Below are 16796 nucleotides of genomic sequence, written 5' to 3'. Positions count from 1 at the left end.
GAGTGAACAGATAGGACCGCACGCCGCATCGCGTCAATAGAATCGGGATACCCGTTCACTCAAAGTCAAAGGTGATGTTGTGGGAGTTTCGTCTATTGGCGCAGGCGTCGGTGCGGCGTCGGCCGGCCCGGCAAACGATGATCCGGAGTTGAATGACGCCAGGCAGAAAGTGGCGAACCACAGCGCGACCCATGCCACCAACGCGATACCGAAAGCGCCGTTGGCAAACCATGCGGCTCCCGGGACCAACGGAGCTGGCCGGCGTAACGGGTCCGCGCGGAACAATTCCGGCGGGACCGGGCCGCATCCGTTTGCCGGTAGCGGCGGAAATCACGCCGCGTGGGGGGCATTTGGTGTATTGGGGTTGATGGGTCAATACAAACTCACGCAGCAGAATCCTGTGCCCGAAAACTATGTCAATTCCGGCAATCAAACCATGATGACCGGGCTGGAATACCTGCAGGCGGTCAACAGGAACGGCAGCAAGTTGCCCTACAGGCTCTACAGCTCGGGCATGAACATCGGCGCAGCGGTAGGGGTAGGGATGGGCGCATACAGCATGGCGCTAACCGGCAGCGAATGGTCAAGCAACCCCAATTCTGATCAGGCCAAATGGGATTTCGCAAACGCTTCGGTACAGACGCTCGGCAATGGCGTGGCTCTGCTATTGGCGCCGCTTTCGCCGGCAATCGCGTTCGCGCCGCTTGCGCTGCCCGATGTCGCCGAAGCTCATCGCGCGTGGGGATTGGCCGATCGGGAAACCGCCCTCGAACAAACAGGTCAGGATACGGAAGCAGGAGCGGCGCACGAAAGCCATACGCTTGCATCGCTCAATGCGACGCCCATCGTTAACTGGTTTGCTCCGTACTACACCCGGGCGTTGACTCCTGAGATCGAGAAATTCGAGCGAGCGCACGGCAACAGTCCAGGTCGGCCCGCGCCATCGGAGTTTCCGCCGGGGACCGCAAGCAACCCCGCTGTCGTCGACTACTACGGCAAAGCGATGGACGAGCGTGCACAGTGGCTTGCGGGCAATATGCTGCCGTGCCTGCAGCAGAGGTTCCGGGAGGAAAAGGCGAAATCTCCGGATACCGAGGCGGTTTCGATTGTCGCGCGCTGGCCGCAGACCTTTTACTGGCCTTCGAGCGTCCCTCCCCAGGCGATGCGCCAGTTCGACCGCGCAATCGCACTGACCTACCCGGCGCAAACCGGCAGTGTCGTTGCGACTTACTTTGGGCGGGACATTGACGGCACCTACCGCTTGCCGATGTCCAACCATGAGATCGCATTGCGGCCCGATGCGCGGCATCACATTTTCTATTCACAGGTCTTCACGCCCGGCGATTCGACCCCTGTGTTCCCCGATCACGATTCGCCCGTGGTCAGGCAATCGTGATCGATCGGGTGTATCGCTTATGTGATCGTCAGAACAACGTGCGCAAGCCTGTCGCGAGAATATAGTTCGTTGACTGAAAGCCATTGAAAGCTGCGCCATTGAACTTCGAGAACATATACCCGGCGTACACATCGGTGCGCCGCGTGAAGTGATAGTCGGCAAGCACCGAGTACTGCCACTGGTTGCCGCCCGCCACGCCCTGCGACTGCTCGGTCTGCGTATCGTAGATGCCCGCGGCGACGTCGAAGCTCGGCGTGAACTGATAATCGCCGCCGAAAAAGTAGACGTTGGTGGTCGTGGTGGTCGTCGTGTTGCTCAGCGCACCGGTAAAGCCGAAATAATCGACCGTCGTGCCGGCCGGTACCGGATCGGACGGCGGCTTGATCACGAAGCGCTCGTAGCCGCCCTTGAGCGTCGCGTTCGCGAACGAATACTTCGCCGCGATCATATAGTCGTAGTCGTCATTCAGCGACAGCGCGCCGACATTCGTGCCGATCAGCGGGCTGTCGATCGCATTCGCGCCGACGAGCGCACCCGAATGGACGATATCGCGCGCCTGGTAGTAAGTCGCCTGAATGCCGAACGCGTTGTTCTGATAGCCCGCGACGGCGCCGAACGTCGAGCCGTCGCCGAAGTGTCCGGCGACGCCGCCAAAGCTATATGAAAGGCCAAAGTTGAAGTTGCTGATCTGATTCGTGTACTTGATATTGTTATCGGTTCGCGATCCTTCAGTAATGCCGCCTGCCGAATACGATCCGGAGAAACCGAGCGGCGAGAACAGCTGCGACTGGAACAGCGGATCGTATGAGGTGATGACGTCGTAGCCGAATGTCGTCGAACGGCCGAATTCGACGGAACCAAATTTGTCGTCGCGCAGTCCGACATAGGCGCCGCGATTGAACAACTGGCCGTCCAGCGCGGATGCGCCCGCAACGGTGTTTTTCGCGCCGGTAATCGACGCCACCGCATTGTTCAATTGGCCAGACTGCGCATTGAAGCCCGATTCAAGATCGAAGAACGCATGCATTCCGCCGCCGAGATTCTCGTTGCCGCGTATCCCCCAGCGCGAGTCCGAAATGCCGCCGTTGAAGAGTCCAATGACAGGGTTCTGAAACTGTGTGCTGACCTTGCTGACAGGATTCACCGTGGTCGGAAACGAAGCGCTCGCATTCGGATTGTGTTCGACCACACCCACCGCGACGTCCATGATTCCATACAGCGTAATGCTGTTGCCGTCGTCCGCATGCGCGATATCGAACAGCGACCCTAGCACCATGGCGGCGAGCCAATGCCGTCTCCTCATACGTGTCTCCTGATATGCCTCTTGTGGAATTCATTCATCCGCGCGCTGCGACGCGTGCGGCGCTATGCCGCTGCGCTATTGCCGGGCGAAATATAGCAGTGCAATCTAGCCAGGACCGTGCAATGGTGTATTCCGAAAACGTGAATTGGCGCTCAGGCTGTTGCCTGTTCCGTGAGCCGCGCGAAGATGAAAAATTCTTCATCGAATTGCTACGGATCAGATGGACAGCGTCGCGTAAGCTGCCAGTAACGAAAGGAGACGGACGCTGGGCGAGCCGCATCGGTTGACGTGAATGCCGTGACGACGCGCGAGGCGATTGGATCATCATGTTGAGAGTGCTTACGATCGAAGACGACGAGATTGCGGCAGGCGAGATCGTCAACGAACTGAGCCGCAGAGGCTTTTCCGTACACTGGATCGACAATGGCAAGGAGGGCATGGTTAGTGCGCTTAACGACGCTTACGACGTCATCACACTCGACCGGATGCTGCCGGGCATGGACGGTCTGACTATCCTGACGACCATGCGCAGCATCGGTGTCACGACGCCGGTGCTGATGCTCAGTGCGCTTGGCGATGTCGACGAACGGGTGCGTGGGCTGCGCGCGGGCGGCGACGATTATCTGACCAAGCCGTTCGATCCCGAAGAGATGGTCGCGCGGCTCGAAGTGCTGCTGCGCAGGCGTAACACGCCGATGCCGCAATCGGACGCACTGTTGTCGGTGGGGCCGATCGAACTCGACGTCGTATCACGCAAGGTACGCCGCGACGGCGAGGAAATTGCGTTGCTGCCGACGGAATACCGCGTGCTCGAGTACATGATGCGTCACGCCGGCCGCACGATTACACGCACGATGCTGTTCGAGGCGGTCTGGGGCTACCACTTCGATCCAGGCACGAATCTGATCGATGTGCATATGGGCCGCCTGCGAAAGAAGATCGATCCGCCCGGTGTGCCCGCGATGATCCAGACGGTGCGCGGGTCAGGCTATATATTCGGCCAGGGGGGAAGTTGAGCACGCTGTCCAGTCAGGCCCCCCGTCCATTGCCGCCCGATATCGGCCGGCGCTGGCACACCACGACGTTTCGCCTGCTGTTCATGTACGGGTCGATTTTCGCGGTATCGGTGATGCTGCTGCTCGGCTTCATGAGCTGGGTTGTGACAGGCGAGATGGAGCGGCAGAACGACCTCGTGATGGACTGGCAACTGAAGTACTTCGACGCGATTCCGCGCGCGCAACTGGCCAAAACGATCGGGCACCGGGTCGAGCGCGAGCGGATGCACAACGCGTATTACGGCCTGTTTCGCGCGGACGGCGAGCCTCTGGCCGGCGATGTGACGCGTCTGCCGCCCGGCATGCGGACCGATCGCGTCGGCGTGACCCTCAATCACACGCTGCCGGTGAATGGAACGGTCGACGTGCCGGTGGTGCGCGCGATGGCCGATCGTCGTCGCGACGGCGATGTGATGCTGGTTGCGCGGGACCTGACCTACATCATCCGCATCCGCGACACCATCCTCAACGCGTTGCTGCTCAGCAGCGGCCTCTGCCTCGCGGCCGGTGTGGCCGGCGGTCTGGCGCTGGCGATGCGCCAGATGCGGCGCGTGGGCGAAATCCGGCGCGTCACGCAGCTGATCGCGCAAGGCGATCTGAACCAGCGCCTACCGGTCGGCCGTCGCGACGAACTCGACCTGTTGTCGCACCTCGTCAATCACATGCTCGACGAGGTCGAGCGCCTGATGACCGAAGTGAAGGGGGCATGTGACGGTATCGCTCATGATTTGCGCACGCCGCTTGCTCATGTCCGAACGCTGCTTGCGCATATCGACGAAAATGCGCAGGACGATACGACCATTGCCTGGCGGCCGATGCTCGTGCGCGCGCGAGAGGAAACCGATCATCTGCTGGAGCGCTTTCGCGCAATGATGCGAATTTCGGAGATCGGCACGCTCAAACGGCGTGGCGGATTTGCGCAAATCCGGCTCGAAGCGCTAGTGCGCGATGTCTGCGAGTTATATGAACCGCTTGCCGAAAGCCGGTCGATCGCGCTCAGTGTCGACACGGCGGCCGTTCAGGTCGTGCACGGCGACCGTGCGTTGCTGTTCGAGGCACTGAGCAATCTGCTCGACAATGCGCTGAAGTTTACGCCGGCCGGCGGCGCGGTGTGCGTGAGTCTTGCGCAGACCCGCGACGGCCCACAAGTCGACGTGATCGACAACGGACCCGGTATTCCCGTCGAAGAGCGCCACGCGGTGATGCAGCGTTTCTATCGCGGTGAACAGACCCGGCATATCGCCGGTTCGGGGCTGGGCCTCGGCATCGTATCGGCGGTTCTCAGAGTGCATGATTTCTCCGCCAGCATTGGCAGCGCCGAGCCAGGCACGCGTGTGACGGTCGAATGCTGGCCTCACACGCTCGCCTAGCCGCGGCGATGCGCGCTCACTCCACTCGAATTTCGTAACCGATTGCATGCGCATCCTTCTTGTTTCGGCGATTCATCCGGAAGCCACATGGCTTCATAAAGCGTTTCGCGAAAGCGCGCACAGCGTCCAGCGTGTCGACGACATACGTGACGGCGTGTTTCTCGCCGCGCACGACCCGTTCGACGCCGTCGTCGCGCTCGCGATGGAGCCGGCGTCGCAGGCGGGGCTATTGCACGCGCTGCCCGCGCTGTCGCGCGTGGACGAGGCGCCGGTCATCATCGCGCTGGTGCGCGGGCTTGGCGCAGCGGAACGAGTTCGCATGTTGCGTGCGGGCGCGGATGGGTGTCTGACACCGCCTTACTCGTTCGTCGAGATTCACGAGCGGATTGTGGCCCTGCAGCGGATCACCGTCGCGTTGCCCGCCGAACCGCTCGGCGCGCTGCGGATCACCGTACAGCTCGACGCGGCCACCCGTGAGCTGGTCGCCGGCGCGAGCCGTATCGCGCTGACGCGGCGCGAGTACCAGTTGCTCGAATGCCTGCTGCGCCGCTTCGATGTGCCCGTGCCGCGCGATCAGCTGATCCGCTACGCGTGGTCGGAGAAGGAAGAGGTGGACCCCGCATGCGTGAACCTCGTCGTGTCGCGCTTGCGCCGCAAGCTCACCGGACGCTGTCCGCAGGTGCGCATCGAGACGGTCAGTCGCTACGGGTATCAGCTATCCGTCGACGCTTGAGTGCAGCGCGCGCACGACCCGCATCGCGCGCGCGTCTCGCATGCTCAACCGTGCGAGTACAGGGTCTGGTTCAGGTACTGGTATTGCCCATCCTTCTCGGCGTGCACAAGATCCTGATAGACCTGTGCACGTGTCAGGCCGGTCACAGGCTGGCCATACGGCGGCGTCCATTGGCCGGCCTGCGCGACCGAGGGCGGCGGGTCGGACGGCGCGGATGCGCCGCTGGCGGCCGTATTCGCCGATGCGGCGGTTTGGGCGAAGACCGGGCTGCACAGCGTGGCGCCGGCGAGTGCGAAGATGACCAGTGTGAGTTTCATAGGGGTGTTCCTCGGAAAATCGTCAGAAGAGGACCGCCGTCGATCGGCGTGAGCGGATCGGCAGTGGTCAGAGTCAGTGTAAAAAGGAGCCCGTAGCGATTCCGCCGTATCACGATGAAAACTCGTTCATCCAGCGCTGTTCGCGGTCGCGTTCCGCGCGCTGCGCGCATCGTGCGCAACGCGCGTGCTGGGTGCGTCACCGTTATCGTTCCGCCAGCCGCCGCCGAGCGCCTGGATCAGACCCACCGATGAGGTCAATCTGCGCGTATGCAGTTCCGACCATGCGATTTGCGCATCGAGCGCGGCGGTTTGCGCGGTCACGACCTCGAGATAGCTGACCACGCCGTCCTTGTAACGCGACGTCGCGAGCTTGAGCGTGCGTTGTGCGGCGGCGAGTGCGTCGTCGTCGTGCCGCGCTTCGTCGCCAAGGTGATGCAGCAGCGCGAGATTGTCTTCGACCTGCTGAAACGCGAGCAGCACCGTCGATTTGTATTGCGCGCCGTTCTGCGCAAGTTGCGCACGCGCTTCGCGGGTGATCGCGCGGCGACGCCCGCCGTCGAATAGCGTGAACGCGAGACTGGGTCCGACCGACCATATTTCGTCGCCCGCGCCGAACCACGGCGACAGCACGCCGCTTTGATAACCGGCTAGCGCGTCGAGCGAGACGTCGGGGTAATAGGCGGCCTTGGCGACGCCGATCTCCGCGTTGGCCGCCGCCACGCGGCGTTCGGCGGCGGCGATGTCGGGGCGCCGTTGCAGCAGCGCGGCCGGCACGCCGGTCGGAATCGACGGCAGGCTCGTGCGGGTTGCATCCGGCGCGAGTGAAAAGTCGGAGGCGGGCGTGCCGGTCAGCGTCGCGATCGCATGTTCGAGCAACGCACGCTGTGCACGCGTGTCGTCGGCCGCGGCCAAGGCCGTCTGCAATTGCGTACGGGCGCGCGATACGTCGAGTCCGGATGCGATGCCGCCGCTGTGCCGGCTGCGGGTCAGCGCAAGCGCGCGACGATACGTGGCAACCGCGTCGGCCAGCAACCGCTGTTGCTCATCGAAGCCGCGCAGCGTGAAGTAGTCGTCGGCCAGATTCGCTTGCAGATCCAGTTGCAGCGACACCAGATCGTCCGCGCTGGCCTGCGCGTTCGCGCGGCCCGCGCTCACCTCGTTGCGCACCTTGCCCCATAAGTCGAGATCGAAGTCGGCGCTCAGTGCGAAGGTATTCGAATAGAAATTGTCCGGTTCGTTTGCGCCGCGCAAAGGCCGCCGGTCCGACTGGCGCGCGCGTGTCACATCGAGACTGGAACCGATGGTCGGGAAAAGACCCGCGCGCGTCTGGTCGACCAGCGCCTCTGCCTTATCGTGACGCGCGACCGCCGCCGCGACGTCCGGATTCGCGGTGTCAACGCGCGCTTCAAGCGCATCGAGTTGCGGATCGTGGAACATCTTCCACCAGCCGTCGTGCGGAATGCGGTCCGCGGGGCGTGCCAGCTGCCATGGGCCGCCTTCCTTGAACGAAGTCGGTATCGCGGTGGGTGGCACCTGATACGGCGGCGCGAACGAGCATGCATCCAACGCGACCGCGGCGAGTAACGCAATAACGGTCCATGCCGTCGATGGGCGCAACATCCGCCTACCCATGCGCGTGCTCCGCGTCGGTCTGCGCATCCGCGGTGCGTGTCGTCGCCGCAGGCGGCTGCGTGGCGACGCGCACGAGGTCGCCCGCCGCGAGCGAATCCGGTGGATTGTCGATCACGCGGTCGCTTGCCGTGAGACCCGAACCGATCACGACATGCGAGCCAAGATCGCTCGCAATCGTCACGTGCTTCATCACGGCGCGATTGTGCGGGCCGAGTGTCGCGACCTGCAAGCCGTTGTGCCGGAAAATCAGCGCGCTCGCGGGGATTTGCAGCGCATGCGCGTCGGTCGGCAGCGCGAAGCGCACCTCCGTGTATTCGCCGGGAAAAAGCAGCCCCGCGTGATTATCGACGGACAGTTGAACCAATAGCGTGCCCGATGCAGGCGTGATCGAATCGTCGGTATCGACCAGCGACGCATTGAACGTCGTGCCCGGCCGTTCGGGCACGGTTAGGGTCGCCTGCATGCCGGGCCGCACCGCGGCCGCTTCGCTTTGCGGCACGCTGACGTAGAGGCGCAATCGTTGCGCGTCGGATACCGTGAACAGCTGCGGCCGGTTGCCGCCCCCTGCATCGATCAGCGCACCGACGTCGGTATCGCGTGCGGTCACCACGCCGTCGAACGGCGCGACGATCCGCTTGAACGATTCGAGTGCTTCGAGCCGGTTCACGTTGGCCTGCCCGGCGGCAACCGCTGCCTGTTGCGCGGCGAGGTCGCTGGTCTTTTCGTCGGTTTCCTGTTGCGACACCGAATCCTGCTTCAGCATTTCCGTCCAGCGTTGCGCGGTGACCACCGCGAGTTTCTCGGTCGCGACCGTCTTCTGCAAATCGGCGCGTGCCTGATCGAGCTGCTGATCGAGATCGGGCGTATCGATCACGCCGAGCAGTTGTCCGGCCTTCACCGGCGTGCCGATATCGGCGTACCACGCATGCAGGTAGCCGGATACGCGCGCATAGATCGGTGCATTGATCCACGCGGCGAGGTGGCCCGGCAACACCAGCTGCTGCGTGGCCGTGAGCGGTTGCGGCCGCACCGTGGCGACGGTGGGCAGCGCCTGCTGCGTGGTCCATGCGGCGACTTCGCGCTGCGTATGCAGCCGGCTCGCAATGCCGTCCGCGACGGTCGCGGCGGCCGCCAGCACGATGACGATGCCGGCAAGTTTCAGATGGGCGGGGCGCTTGGGCGCAGCGATGTCGATTTCAGTGGACATGAGCGTTTCCTTCGGCAAGACCGGTCGAACCGGTGTCGGGATCGGAGTGAGGGTCGTGACTGTCATGGCGATGGACCATGCTGAACAGCACCGGCACCACCAGCAGCGTCGCGCAGGTCGCGCACAGCAGGCCGCCGATCACCGCGCGCCCGAGCGGGGCGTTCTGTTCGCCGCCGTCGCCCAGGCCGAGCGCCATCGGCGCCATGCCGATGATCATCGCAAGCGCGGTCATCAGCACCGGGCGAAAGCGCGCAAAGCCCGCTTCGAGTGCGGCGACGTGTGCATCGCCGGTCGCGCGCAGCCGCTCGCGCGCGAAGCTCACGACCAAGATGCTGTTCGCGGTGGCGACGCCCATGCACAGAATCGCGCCCGTCAGCGCGGGCACCGACAGCGGCGTATGCGTCGCAAACAGCATCCAGACGATGCCGGCGAGCGCAGCCGGCAAGCCACCGACAATCACACCCGCATCGCTCCACGAATGAAAGTTCACGACGATCAGCAGAAAGATCAGCACGATCGCGCCGACCAGACCGAACAGCAGGCCAGTGAAGGCGCTGTTCATCGTCTGCACCTGGCCGCGCAGCGTGACGCGCGCCCCTTTTGGCACGTCATGCGCGGTCGCGTGCAGGATGTGCTGGATACCGGATGCCACTGAGCCGAGGTCCGCGCGCTGCGTAGTCGCGAACACGTCGTAGAGCGGCTGGATGTTGTAGTGCGAGACGACCAGGTCGCCGACGCCGCGCGTCACGCTCGCGATCGCGCCGAGCAATTGCGAACGGCCGTCGGCGCCGGTCACGGTGAGGTTTTTGAGGCTGGAAAGCGACGTCAAACTGTATTGCGGTGTCGCCGCGACGATCGGATACGACACGCCATTGCGCGGATTGAGCCAGAACGATGGCGCGACCTGGCCGGTGCCGGTCAGGCTCGCGACCAGCGAATCGGTGACGTCGTCCTCGGTGATGCCGAGCTGATCGGCCCGCGAGCGGTCCACCGCGACACTGAACTGGGGATAGTTCGACGCCTGCTGGATACGTGGGTCCGCGATACCGGGCACGTCGCGCATGCGGCGCAACAGTTCGACCGCGTAACGGCGGTTCGCGGCGTCGTCGGGTCCCGACACCTGCACGTCGATCGGCGCGGGCGCGCCGAAATTCAGAATCTGGCTGACGATATCCGCCGGCAGAAACGAGAACGTGGTGCCGGGAAACGTGTGCGGCAGCGTCGCGCGCAGCGTACGCACGTAGTCCGCGGTCGGCGCGTGATGGGCCGTTAGCGTCACGTAGATATCGCCGTCCTGCGAGCCCGTTGTGCCGCTATTGTTGTACGCGAGGTCGATGCCGCTGTTCGGCAGACCGAGATTATCGACCACGTTGCTTAGCTCGTCGGGCGGAATCGTCTGGCGCACAGCGGCTTCGATATGATCCGCGAGCGCGGCTGTGTCTTCGATGCGTGTGCCGATCGGCGCGCGAAAGTGAATCTCGATCTCGCCGGAATCGATATTCGGAAAGAAGTTGCGGCCAAGCCACGGCACCAGCAGAAACGCGGATGCAACCGCAATCGCGAAGCCCGTGAGAAAACGCGCGCGGTTCGATAGCGCGGCGCCGAGCAGAGCGCGATACGTGCCGCGCACGGTATTGAAGCCGCGCTCGAAGCCGCGCTGGAAACGCACGAGCGGGTTGCGTGACCGCACAGGGCGGTCGTGACTGCCGTGCGGAGCCATCACCACCGCGAGCTCGCCCGACGCGTGGCCGCCCGATGCGTGCGGACGCAACAGATAGTGCGCCATCATCGGCACGAAGGTGCGCGACAGGATAAACGACGAGACCATCGCATAGATCACGGCTTCGGCCATCGGCACGAACAGGAAGCGCGCGATGCCGTCGAGCAGCAGCATCGGCACGAACACGATGCAGATGCACAGCAGCGACACGAACGCGGGCAGCACGATCTGCGATGCGCCTTCGAGAATCGCACTGCGCACGTCCTTGCCTTGCTCGAGATGCCAGTTGATGTTTTCGATCGTGACCGTCGCGTCGTCGACGAGTATGCCGACTGCGAGCGCGAGTCCGCCGAGCGTCATCACGTTGAGCGTCTCGCCGGTGGCCGACAGCGCCGCGATTGCGCTGAGCACCGCGAGCGGAATCGACGTCGCGATGATCAGCGTCGAGCGCCAGCTGCCCAGAAACAGCAAAATCATCAGCGAAGTCAACGCGGCCGCGATAATCCCCTCGCGCGCGACGCCGCTCACTGCGCCTTTGACGAAGGTCGACTGGTCGCCCATCGTGACGAGCTTGAGCGACGGCGGCAGCGTTTCCTCGATGCGCGGCAGTTGCGCCTTGACGCCGGCGATGATGTCGAGCGTCGACGCATTGCCGTTCTTCAGGATGCTCATCAGCACCGCGCGGTGGCCGTCGACGCGCACCACGTTCGTCTGCGGCGGATAGCCATCGCGCACGTGTGCGACATCGCGAATATAAATCGTCGTGCCGCCGATGGTCTTGATCGGCAACGCATTGAGCGCGGCGATCTGTCGCGGGCTGTTATTGAGCTTGATGTTGTATTCGAAGCGGCCGATCTTCTCGGTGCCGGCCGGAATGATCTGATTCTGCTGTGCGAGCGCGTTCGCCACATCCTGCGCGGACAAATGCTTCTGCTGCAGCGCAAGCGGGTCGAGGTCGATCTGCACGTCGCGAATCTTGCCGCCGTACGGCGTCGGAATCGCAACGCCCGGCACGCTCAGTAATTGCGGACGAATGAAATTGGTCGCGTAGTCGGCGAGCTTCTGCTCATCGAGTGTGTCGCTTGTGAGCGCGATCTGCAGTACCGGCACCGTCGACGCGTTGTAGTTGAGAATCTGCGGCGGCGTCGTGCCGGGCGGCATCTGCTTGAGCACCGTTTGCGATACGGAGGTGACCTGCGCGGTCGCGGTGCGTATATCGACCGTTGGCTGAAAGAAGATCTTGACCACGCCGAAACCGCGAAACGATTGCGACTCGATATGCTGAATATCGTTGACGGTGGTGCCGAGCGTGCGCTCGTAATACGTGACGATGCGGCCCGACATGTCGTCTGGCTGCAAGCCCTGGTAGTTCCACACAACCGCGATCACCGGAATCCGGATGTCCGGGAAAATGTCGGTCGGCGTGCGCATCGCGGCGAGCGGGCCGGCCAGTAGAATCAGCAGCGCCAGCACGATGAACGTGTAGGGCCGGGTCAACGCGAGGCGCACAATCTTCAGCATCGGGCAGGCGGTCCGTGATCGAGGTGCAACAAGGAGATAAGGACGGGCGGCAGTCGCGCGGCGGGTCCGGGCGCGCAGGTGTTGGCGCGGCGTACGTTGCGCGCGATTACCCGAGCAGATAGCCGGAGCCGCGCACCGTGCGGATCAACGGTGGCTCGCCGCCCGCTTCGAGCTTTCTGCGCAGGCGGCCGATATGCACGTCGATCAGGTTCGTGCCCGGATCGAAGGCGCCGCCCCATACGCCCTCGAAGATCATCGTGCGCGTCATCACCTGGCCCGCATGGCGCATCATGAATTCGAGCAGACGGTATTCGGTCGGCTGCAGGCTGATGTTTCGTTCGCGTGCTGTGACGCGTCTGCGCATGCGGTCGAGTTCGAGCGGCCCGACCCGCAACACGATCGGCTCCGGCTCGCTGCGCGGACGCCTGCGCAGCAGCACTTCGACACGCGCGGACATTTCGTCGGCGGAAAATGGCTTGATCAGATAGTCGTCGCTGCCGGCACGCAACCCTTCGATGCGCTGTTCCACGCCGTCTAGCGCGCTCATCACGAGCACGGGCGTGTCGATGCCGGCGCCGCGCATCGTCGACACAATCTTCAGGCCGTCGAGGTCCGGCAGCAAGCGGTCGACGGTGACGACGTCATAAGCATCGGACATCGCCTTGACGAGGCCTTCGCGGCCGGTGCGGGCGACATCGACGGCAAGTCCGGTTGCGCTCAACGCGCGCACGATCTCGCCGGCAATCCACTCGTCGTCTTCGATAGTGAGAATTCTGGCCATACGCTGATTTAGTCCGTCGGGTCCGTCTGGGGTTACGCCACTGCACGCAACGATGTTTTGCGCTCGTCGGAGCGAAAGCGTGCGACCGCGAATTCGACGAACGCGCGCACCTTGGCGGTCAGGTGATTGCGGCCGGAATAGATAATGGAAAACCGCCGCGCGCCATCGTTGAGCGGAAAGCGCTCGAGCACCTGCGACAGCGTGCCACTGGCGAGTTCGCGCGCGACTGCCGGCGCGGGCACGAGCGCGATGCCCATATGACTGAGCGCGGCCGTGCGCAGCATCGCGGTGTCGCCTGCCCGCAGGCTGTAGCGCACCGGCACGCGATACGCGCCGTGCGCATCGGTGAACTCCCACGCGCGCGCGGCGCCGCTGGCGGGGCCGAGCAGCGCGTGCGCATTGAGCATCGACGGATTGAGCGGCGTGCCGCGCTGCGCGAGATAGGCGGGCGACGCCACCAGCAGGCTGCGGTACTGCATCAGCATGCGGCCGACCACCGACGTGCCGACGAGCCGGTCGTCGTCGGTAAAGCCGACGTCGAAGCCGCCTTCGATCAGATCGAGCTGCGCTTCGAATGTGGTGACGTCGAAGTCGACACCGGGCTCGCTCGCGCGATAGTCGGCGAGCAGCGCGACGAGTTCGGTGCTCGCGAATGTCGTCGATGCGGCGATACGCACCGTGCCGTGCGGCGAGTGCGCAGTACGCGTGAGATTCGCATCCATTTCATCGATGTTCGCAACGATCGCACGGCAACTGTCGAGGTAGCGTGCGCCTGCCTGGGTGAGCGACAAGCTGCGGGTCGAGCGATTGATCAGGCGAGTATTCAGATGCGCTTCGAGCATATTGACGCTGCGCGTGACCGCCGCGGCCGACATGCCGAGCTGGCGTGCGGCAACCGAGAAGCTGCTCAGTTCGACGACACGCATGAAAACGCGCATGGACTGGAGTTGGTTCATATCGGCAAGCCCTGTTGGTTGGACGTTGCGAATGATCGGCCAGTCGGCTTAACAGTGGATCGCCGTCAAGGTGAACGATTATTTATATTTCGGATTGCTTGTGTTTCGATGCGAAGACACGTTCGATGAATGCGAACGCGCTCGCGCAGGCGACCAGCCTGCGCTGTGCCTGCGTAATGGGAGAACGGGGGTTGAACTATGACGCACGCGCGATGCGCGCGCATGCGAGAGGGGTGTCAGCGATGCCAGTCAGTTCGGCATGCTATACGTTTCGGTGGACGCATCGGCATGCTGGGACAGCGCGTCGATCAATCTGACGAGACTTTCTTTCGGCACCGCGAAGCCAGTCCAGTTGAAGCCAGTGTGCCGGAAGAACATCACCGCGCCCTCGAATAGCGGGCTTTTCTCGGTGTACCAGCAGGGATCGACTTCGATCACATACTGATGCTGACGGGAGATCTGCTGCGAGATTTCCGGGCGCATTTTCGCGCGCAACATCGCGAGATGTTCAATCAAGGCATCGAGGTCGGCGACGTCGAGCATCGCGATACTACGGTCGATCGTGACACGCAGCGCCTGGCCGCCGTAGTCGCTGACAAGTTCCACTTGCATGGGATGATGCATATTGTTCGCTCCTGCCGTGCGCTAAAACAGCAGAAGTATGCGCGCGAACAGGCGCCCGGCAAGTGGAAGAGGGGCCGTGAAATGATGAAACTTCTTTCATCGACGCGGCCCTTCCTAACAAAAGGTTCATCCGTTTTATCGTGGTTCGATACGCGACGCGGCCCATCCTTGCATCGTCACAACAACGCGCAAGGAGCGGATGACATGAAACCCTTCTGGATCAAGACCACGGTCGTGTTTTGCGTGCTGCTGGCAAGCGGCGCGGCGTCGGCAAGCAGCAGGCTTACGCCCGGCGAATGCAATGACTATCCTTTCAAGCCGTTGAGCAAACCGGTCACGCACGCGCAACTGATGCAGGAACTTAGCGAACTGGAATCGGTCGGCTACCAGGCGTCAGGCGGCGACGACAGCTACTATCCGTCGGAAATTCAGGAGGCGGAAGCACGGCTTCAGCTGAAATATCGTGCCGACTGTCTGGGCGAAAACGTGAAGGTGCCGACGGCGCCCATTATCTATAGCGCGGGCCCCGGCGGATTCGAATGATGGTCTGTTGCGGCGGGGCGCGGCAATCGCGCATGACAGGTGCCGTTTTGCGCAATCATCCCCGCTGCGACGGGACGCGCGAAACGGCTGGCCTGTCGTCGTGTGTTCAACTGCGTGCTTGAGTCGCTAGGTCAGAGGACGCCGCGTTGCGCGCGCACGAACTTCGCGCGCGCCGGCTTCAGCACGAATAGCGCGAGCAGGGCAGTGACGATGTCGAGCGTGATCGCGCACGCGAATACCGGTATCCAGCTACCCGTATGCTGATGCAGCAGCGCGGCAAGCGGGCCGCCGAAAATCGAACCGACGCCGAACGAGATATATAGCCACCCATAGTTTGCGGTGGCGAAGCGCGTGCCGAACGTATCGGTCAGCGTCGACGGGAACAGCGAGAAGATCTCGCCCCAGCCGAAGAACACCACACCGGACAGCAGCACGAACAGCACGGCGTCGTCGCGGGTGAGCAGCCACAGCGTCATCGCAACGCCTTCCAGCGCGAACGCGAAGCCCATCGTGTTTTCGCGGCCGAACTTGTCCGACACCCAGCCGAACAGCGGCCGGGTCAGCCCGTTCGTGAAGCGGTCGATGGTCAGCGCCAGCGGCAACGCGGCGAGGCCGAACACCAGCACCTTGCTGACGCCGAAGTCCGCCGCGAAGCTCGCCATTTGCGATGTAACCATCAGGCCCGAGGTCGACATCATCGTCATCATCGCGAACATTAGCCAGAAGATCGGCGTCTTCAGCATTTCCGTCGGGCGGAATTCGCGCGCGCCTGTCGACGACGATCGCACGACGGCCGCCGCCCCCGAGGTTTCAGGCGGCACGCGCAGGCCTTGCGAGGCGATGAAGCCAATCGCGGCGAAGATCATCCCGTACAGCCACAGCGTCGACTCGACACCGTGCGTGGCCAGCGAAGCGGAAATCGGGAAGGTCGTGACGATCGCGCCCATCCCGTAGCCGGCGGCCACCGCGCCGGCCGCCATGCCGCGGCGATCCGGGAACCAGCGCACCATCAGGCCGACCACACCGACATACACAATGCCGGTGCCGAGGCCGCCGAGGCCGCCATACGTGAGATACAGCATCGTCGTGCTCGACGCGTACGACGCAAGCATCCAGCTCACGCCCGCGAGCAGCGTGCCGATCGAGATCAGCTTGCGCGGACCGAAACGGTCGATCAGCGCACCCTGGAACGGCGAAAAGAAGGCTTGCAGAAAGACCAGGATCGAAAACGTGACCTGCACTTCCGGCAGCGAGATACCAAGCTTCGCCATCAGGGGCTTGGTCATCAGCGTCCATACATATTGCGGGCTCGAGATCGCCATCATGCAGATCAGACCGAGCGCAAGCTGCAGCCATCGTGTGGAGGTCGCGGCCCGCACGCCGGGCGACGCGGCCTGATCGAGCGACTGCACAGGGGTGTTCATCAATGGTTCTCCGTTGCGAGATTGCGCGTAGTGCGGTTGGTCTTGCGCTTTGTAGGGCGCCTGGTTATCTGTTTGTTATTCGAAGCTGGACGAGCGTGCCGACGTGAGCGAGAAGCGTGCCAATCGCATCGCGCGACGGCACGCGCCGATGTGCTCAACAAGTGGGAATGCGGGTTATCGTGCGAATCGCGGTTCGCGCGGATGGACTGCGCAG

14 protein-coding genes are annotated in these 16796 nt (G+C 63.3%); 5 read left to right on the top strand and 9 right to left on the bottom strand.

What is annotated here, in order from left to right:
- Nucleotides 1-79: 79 nt before the first annotated feature.
- Nucleotides 80-1396: a hypothetical protein gene (locus HV796_RS05955; protein WP_175225526.1), complete on the top strand. Its 1317-nt coding sequence runs from the start codon at nucleotides 80-82 to the stop codon at nucleotides 1394-1396.
- Between the two features lie 28 nt (nucleotides 1397-1424).
- On the opposite strand, the gene HV796_RS05950 is transcribed toward HV796_RS05955, so the two are convergent.
- Nucleotides 1425-2699 (bottom strand): porin, encoded by a 1275-nt coding sequence (locus HV796_RS05950; protein WP_175225525.1) that lies wholly within the window; start codon nucleotides 2697-2699, stop codon nucleotides 1425-1427.
- A 326-nt stretch (nucleotides 2700-3025) separates the two neighbouring features.
- Here HV796_RS05950 and HV796_RS05945 point away from each other — a divergent pair, with 326 nt between their 5' ends.
- From HV796_RS05945 to HV796_RS05935, 3 genes are all read left to right on the top strand, one after another.
- Complete coding sequence (locus HV796_RS05945) at nucleotides 3026-3715, top strand: response regulator transcription factor (protein WP_175225524.1); 690 nt, start codon at nucleotides 3026-3028, stop codon at nucleotides 3713-3715.
- An 83-nt stretch (nucleotides 3716-3798) separates the two neighbouring features.
- Complete coding sequence (locus HV796_RS05940; protein WP_175225563.1) at nucleotides 3799-5124, top strand: sensor histidine kinase; 1326 nt, start codon at nucleotides 3799-3801, stop codon at nucleotides 5122-5124.
- Between the two features lie 46 nt (nucleotides 5125-5170).
- Nucleotides 5171-5857, top strand: a complete 687-nt coding sequence (locus HV796_RS05935; protein WP_175225523.1) for a response regulator transcription factor — start codon at nucleotides 5171-5173, stop codon at nucleotides 5855-5857.
- 44 nt (nucleotides 5858-5901) lie between these two features.
- Here the strand turns inward: HV796_RS05935 and HV796_RS05930 are convergent, their stop codons facing one another.
- The 7 genes from HV796_RS05930 to HV796_RS05900 form a co-directional block, all read right to left on the bottom strand.
- Nucleotides 5902-6174 (bottom strand): DUF4148 domain-containing protein, encoded by a 273-nt coding sequence (locus tag HV796_RS05930; RefSeq protein ID WP_175225522.1) that lies wholly within the window; start codon nucleotides 6172-6174, stop codon nucleotides 5902-5904.
- A 126-nt stretch (nucleotides 6175-6300) separates the two neighbouring features.
- Complete coding sequence (locus tag HV796_RS05925) at nucleotides 6301-7806, bottom strand: efflux transporter outer membrane subunit (protein WP_246355714.1); 1506 nt, start codon at nucleotides 7804-7806, stop codon at nucleotides 6301-6303.
- Nucleotides 7799-9013: an efflux RND transporter periplasmic adaptor subunit gene (locus HV796_RS05920; protein WP_175225521.1), complete on the bottom strand. Its 1215-nt coding sequence runs from the start codon at nucleotides 9011-9013 to the stop codon at nucleotides 7799-7801. Before HV796_RS05920 ends, HV796_RS05925 begins: the two co-directional genes overlap by 8 nt.
- Nucleotides 9003-12254, bottom strand: coding sequence for an efflux RND transporter permease subunit (locus tag HV796_RS05915; protein ID WP_175225520.1), 3252 nt, complete (start codon nucleotides 12252-12254; stop codon nucleotides 9003-9005). The genes HV796_RS05920 and HV796_RS05915 overlap by 11 nt, the downstream gene beginning before the upstream one ends.
- A 106-nt stretch (nucleotides 12255-12360) precedes the next feature.
- The gene (locus HV796_RS05910; protein ID WP_175225519.1) at nucleotides 12361-13035 is read right to left on the bottom strand and encodes a response regulator transcription factor; all 675 of its coding nucleotides are present in this window, start codon (nucleotides 13033-13035) and stop codon (nucleotides 12361-12363) included.
- Between the two features lie 32 nt (nucleotides 13036-13067).
- Nucleotides 13068-13991, bottom strand: coding sequence for a LysR family transcriptional regulator (locus HV796_RS05905; protein WP_175225518.1), 924 nt, complete (start codon nucleotides 13989-13991; stop codon nucleotides 13068-13070).
- Between the two features lie 249 nt (nucleotides 13992-14240).
- Nucleotides 14241-14615 (bottom strand): hypothetical protein, encoded by a 375-nt coding sequence (locus tag HV796_RS05900; protein WP_175225517.1) that lies wholly within the window; start codon nucleotides 14613-14615, stop codon nucleotides 14241-14243.
- A gap of 204 nt (nucleotides 14616-14819) precedes the next feature.
- On the opposite strand from HV796_RS05900, the gene HV796_RS05895 reads away from it, so the two are divergent.
- A complete protein-coding gene (locus HV796_RS05895; RefSeq protein ID WP_175225516.1) occupies nucleotides 14820-15158 on the top strand; it encodes a DUF4148 domain-containing protein in 339 nt (112 codons plus the stop codon).
- Between the two features lie 131 nt (nucleotides 15159-15289).
- On the opposite strand, the gene oxlT is transcribed toward HV796_RS05895, so the two are convergent.
- A complete protein-coding gene (gene oxlT, locus HV796_RS05890) occupies nucleotides 15290-16582 on the bottom strand; it encodes an oxalate/formate MFS antiporter (protein ID WP_175225515.1) in 1293 nt (430 codons plus the stop codon).
- Between the last annotated feature and the right edge of the window lie 214 nt (nucleotides 16583-16796).

It is taken from the genome of Paraburkholderia humisilvae, from assembly GCF_902859855.1.
In the GTDB taxonomy this organism is placed as follows: domain Bacteria; phylum Pseudomonadota; class Gammaproteobacteria; order Burkholderiales; family Burkholderiaceae; genus Paraburkholderia; species Paraburkholderia humisilvae.
The sequence above is the reverse complement of the archived record's forward strand: the minus strand, read 5'-3'. Positions and strand labels throughout refer to the sequence as shown.

What these genes read in the sequence shown, in the direction of transcription:
- HV796_RS05950 (WP_175225525.1), bottom strand. Translation starts at nt 2,699, where the DNA reads ATGAGGAGACGGCATTGGCTCGCCGCCATGGTGCTAGGGTCGCTGTTC.
- HV796_RS05945 (WP_175225524.1), top strand. Translation starts at nt 3,026, where the DNA reads ATGTTGAGAGTGCTTACGATCGAAGACGACGAGATTGCGGCAGGCGAG.
- HV796_RS05940 (WP_175225563.1), top strand. Translation starts at nt 3,799, where the DNA reads ATGTACGGGTCGATTTTCGCGGTATCGGTGATGCTGCTGCTCGGCTTC.
- HV796_RS05935 (WP_175225523.1), top strand. Translation starts at nt 5,171, where the DNA reads ATGCGCATCCTTCTTGTTTCGGCGATTCATCCGGAAGCCACATGGCTT.
- HV796_RS05930 (WP_175225522.1), bottom strand. Translation starts at nt 6,174, where the DNA reads ATGAAACTCACACTGGTCATCTTCGCACTCGCCGGCGCCACGCTGTGC.
- HV796_RS05925 (WP_246355714.1), bottom strand. Translation starts at nt 7,806, where the DNA reads ATGGGTAGGCGGATGTTGCGCCCATCGACGGCATGGACCGTTATTGCG.
- HV796_RS05920 (WP_175225521.1), bottom strand. Translation starts at nt 9,013, where the DNA reads ATGTCCACTGAAATCGACATCGCTGCGCCCAAGCGCCCCGCCCATCTG.
- HV796_RS05915 (WP_175225520.1), bottom strand. Translation starts at nt 12,254, where the DNA reads ATGCTGAAGATTGTGCGCCTCGCGTTGACCCGGCCCTACACGTTCATC.
- HV796_RS05910 (WP_175225519.1), bottom strand. Translation starts at nt 13,035, where the DNA reads ATGGCCAGAATTCTCACTATCGAAGACGACGAGTGGATTGCCGGCGAG.
- HV796_RS05905 (WP_175225518.1), bottom strand. Translation starts at nt 13,991, where the DNA reads ATGAACCAACTCCAGTCCATGCGCGTTTTCATGCGTGTCGTCGAACTG.
- HV796_RS05900 (WP_175225517.1), bottom strand. Translation starts at nt 14,615, where the DNA reads ATGCATCATCCCATGCAAGTGGAACTTGTCAGCGACTACGGCGGCCAG.
- HV796_RS05895 (WP_175225516.1), top strand. Translation starts at nt 14,820, where the DNA reads ATGAAACCCTTCTGGATCAAGACCACGGTCGTGTTTTGCGTGCTGCTG.
- oxlT (WP_175225515.1), bottom strand. Translation starts at nt 16,582, where the DNA reads ATGAACACCCCTGTGCAGTCGCTCGATCAGGCCGCGTCGCCCGGCGTG.